This is a genomic window from Agromyces binzhouensis (assembly GCF_004135055.1).
Taxonomy (GTDB): Bacteria; Actinomycetota; Actinomycetes; order Actinomycetales; family Microbacteriaceae; genus Agromyces; species Agromyces binzhouensis.
In genome coordinates this window covers 1-4,310 of sequence record NZ_SDPL01000271.1, presented here as the reverse complement: position 1 = coordinate 4,310, position 4,310 = coordinate 1, and the positions used below count along the sequence as shown (strand labels likewise).

Annotated in this window: 5 protein-coding genes and 1 pseudogene; all 6 read right to left on the bottom strand. The window is 73.4% G+C overall.

From position 1 onward, the window contains the following. Positions 1-287 (bottom strand): AAA family ATPase (locus tag ESO86_RS12305; protein ID WP_340638855.1); only part of this gene is annotated, 287 nt, incomplete at its 3' end. Further along, positions 280-1,236, bottom strand: coding sequence for an NAD kinase (locus ESO86_RS12300; protein WP_129235291.1), 957 nt, complete (start codon positions 1,234-1,236; stop codon positions 280-282). The genes ESO86_RS12300 and ESO86_RS12305, both read right to left, overlap by 8 nt. Beyond that, positions 1,191-2,000, bottom strand: a complete 810-nt coding sequence (locus tag ESO86_RS12295) for a TlyA family RNA methyltransferase (RefSeq protein WP_129235290.1) — start codon at positions 1,998-2,000, stop codon at positions 1,191-1,193. Before ESO86_RS12295 ends, ESO86_RS12300 begins: the two co-directional genes overlap by 46 nt. Before the next feature lie 3 nt (positions 2,001-2,003). Further along, a complete protein-coding gene (locus ESO86_RS12290; protein ID WP_129235289.1) occupies positions 2,004-2,198 on the bottom strand; it encodes a hypothetical protein in 195 nt (64 codons plus the stop codon). A gap of 87 nt (positions 2,199-2,285) precedes the next feature. Continuing rightward, positions 2,286-3,317: an HAD-IIA family hydrolase gene (locus ESO86_RS12285; RefSeq protein ID WP_129235288.1), complete on the bottom strand. Its 1,032-nt coding sequence runs from the start codon at positions 3,315-3,317 to the stop codon at positions 2,286-2,288. Further along, a pseudogene (locus ESO86_RS12280) lies at positions 3,314-4,310 on the bottom strand (hypothetical protein); the annotation flags it as partial. The pseudogene ESO86_RS12280 and the gene ESO86_RS12285, both read right to left, overlap by 4 nt.

The window sequence follows — 4,310 nt, the reverse complement described above, 5'->3', positions numbered from 1 at the left end:
CGGCCGAGGATCAGTTCGCCCGCGTCGATCTCGCCGCCGGCGTCGGCGACGCGCTCGGCGACGGCCTCGGGGTCGGCGAGCAGCCAGCGACCCTCGACCCACGCCTGCTTCGCGCCCGAGCGGACCGTGCCCGCATCGGAGCGCGCGCCGAGCAGGAGCCCGAGCGCGGTGACGACCATGGTCTTGCCCGCGCCGGTCTCGCCCGTGACCGCGGTGAAGCCGGGACCGAGCGGCAGCGCCGCCTCGGCGATCACGCCGAGATCGCGGATTCCGAGTTCCTCAATCACCGGCGACCGGCCCCCTCCATCCCGTGACGGGAAGCTGGAACTTGTTCACGAGCCGATCGGTGAACGGCGCCTGGTGGAGTCGTGCGAGGCGCACGGGCACCGGTGATCGTCGGACGATGACGCGCGCACCGGGCGGCAGCTCGAACATCCGTCGGCCGTCGCACCAGATCACCGCGGTCGCCTCGGCGCGCTGGAGCACCTCGACCGCGAGCGATGAGTCCGGGCCGACGACGAGCGGACGCGCGAACAACGCATGCGCGCTGAGCGGTACGAGCAGCAGCGCCTCGACCGCGGGCCAGACGACGGGGCCGCCGGCCGAGAACGAGTAGGCCGTCGATCCGGTCGGCGTCGACATCACGACGCCGTCGCACCCGAACGAGGACAACGGTCGGCGGTCGACCTCGATCACCACCTCGAGCATGCGTTCGCGCTCGGCCTTCTCGACGGTCGCCTCGTTCAGCGCCCAGCCCTCGTACACCACCTCTTCGCCGACCTTCGCTCGCACGGAGAGCGTCATGCGCTCCTCGACCGTGTAGTCGCGGGCGAGTGCGCGGCCGACGGTGTAGCCGAGGTCGTCGCGCTCGCTCTCGGCGAGGAAGCCCACGTGGCCGAGGTTGACCCCGAGCAGCGGGACCGGGTGGTCGCGGGTGAGTTCCGCCGCGCGGAGGATCGTGCCGTCGCCGCCGAGCACGATGACAAGCTCGATGTGCTTCGGCGAGACCTCCTCGAACCGCTTGACCACGCCCTCGAGTTCGGGCAGCGCGGTCATGACGTCGTGCCACTGCTCCGCGGCCACGACGGGCACCGCTCCGGCTGCGGCCAACTGCCCGCACACGTCTGCGGTCGCTTCGAGGGCCGACGACCGTCCGGTGTGGGAGACCACGAGGAAGTTCCGCGCATCGCTCACGCCGTGACGCCTCCCGTCGCTGCTCGGACCTGACTGGACCATTCTGACGGATCAGCGCCCCGCGTCGGGCTGAGCAGGACCAGGACCTCGCGGTTGCCGTGCGTTCCCGCGATCGGGGAGGACAGGACGCCCGCCGTGCGCAACCCCAGGTCGTGCGCGGCCCACAGCACGTTCGTGACCGCGTCGCCGCGCGCGGCGGGATCGCGCACGACGCCCTCGCGCGTGCCGCTGCGCCCGACCTCGAACTGCGGCTTGACGAGCAGCACGAACTCGGCGCCGGGCGCCGCCGTGGCGTGCAGCGCGGGCAGCACGGTCGTGAGCGAGATGAACGACAGGTCGGCCGTGACGAGGGACGGCCGTTCGTCGACGTCGGTGAGGCGCGCGAGCGTCGCCGCGTCGAGGTGACGGACGTTGCAGCCCTCCACCAGCACCAGGCCGGGAAGGCCGTGCAGTTCCGGCGCGAGTTGGCCGTGCCCGACGTCGACCGCGAGCACTGTCGCGGCGCCCCGCTCGAGCAGCACCTGCGTGAACCCGCCCGTGGAGGCCCCCGCGTCGAGGACGACCCGACCCGCAGGCTCCACGTCGAAGGCGTCGAGCGCCGCGATGAGCTTGTGCGCGGCGCGACTGACGTAGTGGTCCGCCGCGGCCACCTCGATGACGGCGCCGTCGGCCACCCGATGCGCGGGCTTCGTGACGGGCTGCCCGTCGACGCGCACCGCGCCGTCGGCGATGAGGGTGGCGGCGTGCGTGCGCGAGCGTGCGAGTCCTCGCGCCGCGAGCGCCGCATCGAGTCGCTGCGTCGACACCGATCAGCTCGTCGACCGAGCAGGATCGGATCGCTCGAGCTCGCGCCGGAGCTGCTCGACCATCGCGTCGAACCCCGCGGCGCGCTCCTCCAGGGGTGACGCCTCGATCGACGAGAGCGCGTCGGCGGCCGCGACCGCGACCGCGAGATCCTCCGATGCCTCCACCGGGTCGTCTGGGTCGAAGTCTCCTGTGCTCACGACCTCAACGCTACCGGGTGCCGCCGTCGACGCGGCTCGGCCCACGCGCGCAGCACGCGCACGGCCCGGAGATCCGCCCCCGGCCGGTCAGCGGTAGAGCCGCTCCGGAACCTCGAGCGCATGGATGGCGGTCCCGCTCTCCCAGATCGCCGCGCAGGCGGCACGCAGCAGGTCGAGCGGATCGTCGCCGTCGCGCTCGATCACGACGCGACGTCCGTCGACCCGCACCTCCGCGCCGCGGACGCGCACGCCGCCGCGGCGACGTTCCACCTCCGGGTAGGGCTCGTGGAGCTGGCGGAGATCGGCGACGATGAAGTCCGGCCGGCTCGCGGCATCCGCTGCCAGCACCTGCTTCGCACGGTCGATGCCCGTGAGCACGACGAGCGAGGCGATGCCGGCCCGGTTCGCGCCCCTGATGTCGGTGTCGAGGCGGTCGCCGATCATGAGTGGACGCTCAGCGCCGAAGCGCTCGCGCGCCTCGTCGAAGATCGGGGTCTCGGGCTTGCCGGCGACCTCCGGGAACCGGCCGGCGGCGGTGTGCACCGCGGAGACGAGCGTGCCGTTCCCGGGCGCGATGCCGCGCTCGACCGGGATCGTCCAGTCCATGTTCGTCGCGATCCAGGGGATTCCGCCGGGCTCGCCGGGTCCGCCGTGCGCGTTGAGCGCGAATGCGGCCTCGGCGAGCTGCCGCCAGCCGACATCCGGGTGGAAGCCCTGCATGACCGCGTCGGGCGCGTCGTCCGCGGAGCGCGTCACCCGATAGCCGCCGCGTTCCAGCTCGGTGATGATGCCGTCCCCGCCGACGACGAGCACGAGCGAGCCGGGGGCGACGGATGCCGCGAGCAGCCGCATCGCGGCCTGCGGCGAGGTCACGACATCGCGCGCCGCGGGCGACAGCCCGAGCGAGGTCAGGTGCGCCGCGACCTGCTCGTCGCTCCGCGAGGCGTTGTTGGTGATGTAGGCGACCGGGAGCGACTCGGCGACGGCGTTCAGGCTCTCGACCGCGTGCGGCACCGCGTGGGGCCCCGCGTAGACCACGCCGTCGAGGTCTGCGAAGACCGCGTCGACGCCGTCGAGCGGCGTCGACGCGGCGCGCCGGGAAGCGAAGAGCGGGCTCATCCGCGCTCGGCGTCCGAACCGTCGCCCCGCTCGTCATCGAGGTCCGCGGTCTCCGCGAGGATCGCCGCCACCTCGGGTTCGATCGCATCGGCGGGGTCGCCCTCGGCAGGGCCGTCGACGTCGGTCGCGGCCTCGGGGGCAGCGGCCTCGGGGGCAGCGGCCTCGGCATCCACCTCGGCGGATCCGTCGGACTCGGGGTGCGCCTCGTCCGCGTCGATCGCGACCGGCTCTTCCTCGACCTCGAGCTCGAAGACCTCGATGAAGTCGGGACGCACGCCTTCGAGTGCCGCCTCGGCACGTTCGGAGCGTGCGCGCCAGTGCGCGGCATCCGCGGAACGCCCGAGCTCCTCGAGGACCTCCGCGTACGCGGCGAACAGGGCCGGGCTGTACGAGAACGCGCGGTCAGGATCGAGCTGCGGCACCTCGAGCTCCGCGAGCGCCAGGTCGGGCTGGTCGAGATCGAGGCGGGCCCCCGACATCGCGATCGCGAGCGCGGCCTGCACCGCGGCGGGCAGCGTCGAACGGTCGACCGACCTGCCGACCTCGAGGGCCCGATCGGGCCGTCCGACGCCGCGCTCGCTGTCCACCATGAGCGCGATCTGGTCGTCGTTGCCCGAGATCCGCCGATAGGTCCGCAACTCCCGGAGTGCGAGCGCGAAGTCGCCCGTGGCGTAGGCGGTGATCGCGAGCGTCTCGCGAACGACGGCGACGCGGCCGGCACGGCGCGACGCCGACAGCGCGTGCCGATGCGCGAGCACCGGGTCGTCCTCGAGCGCCTCGGATGCCGCGACGAGGTGCCGCGCGACCGTCTCCGCATTCTCCTTGGAGAGGGTCTTCAGCTCCGCACGGGCAGCCCGGTCGAGATCCTTCGGCGTGATGCGATCGGCGATCGGCGGGTCGTCGTGCCGCGGGCGCACGGCGAGCTCGGCTGCGCCGTGCACGGCCTGACGCGGGGCACGCTCGCGGTCGGACGGGCGCTGGGCGGGACGGCCT

Excerpts from the sequence above, each read along its gene's own strand:
- ESO86_RS12300 (WP_129235291.1), bottom strand. The coding sequence starts at position 1,236 with ATGGTCCAGTCAGGTCCGAGCAGCGACGGGAGGCGTCACGGCGTGAGC.
- ESO86_RS12285 (WP_129235288.1), bottom strand. The coding sequence starts at position 3,317 with ATGAGCCCGCTCTTCGCTTCCCGGCGCGCCGCGTCGACGCCGCTCGAC.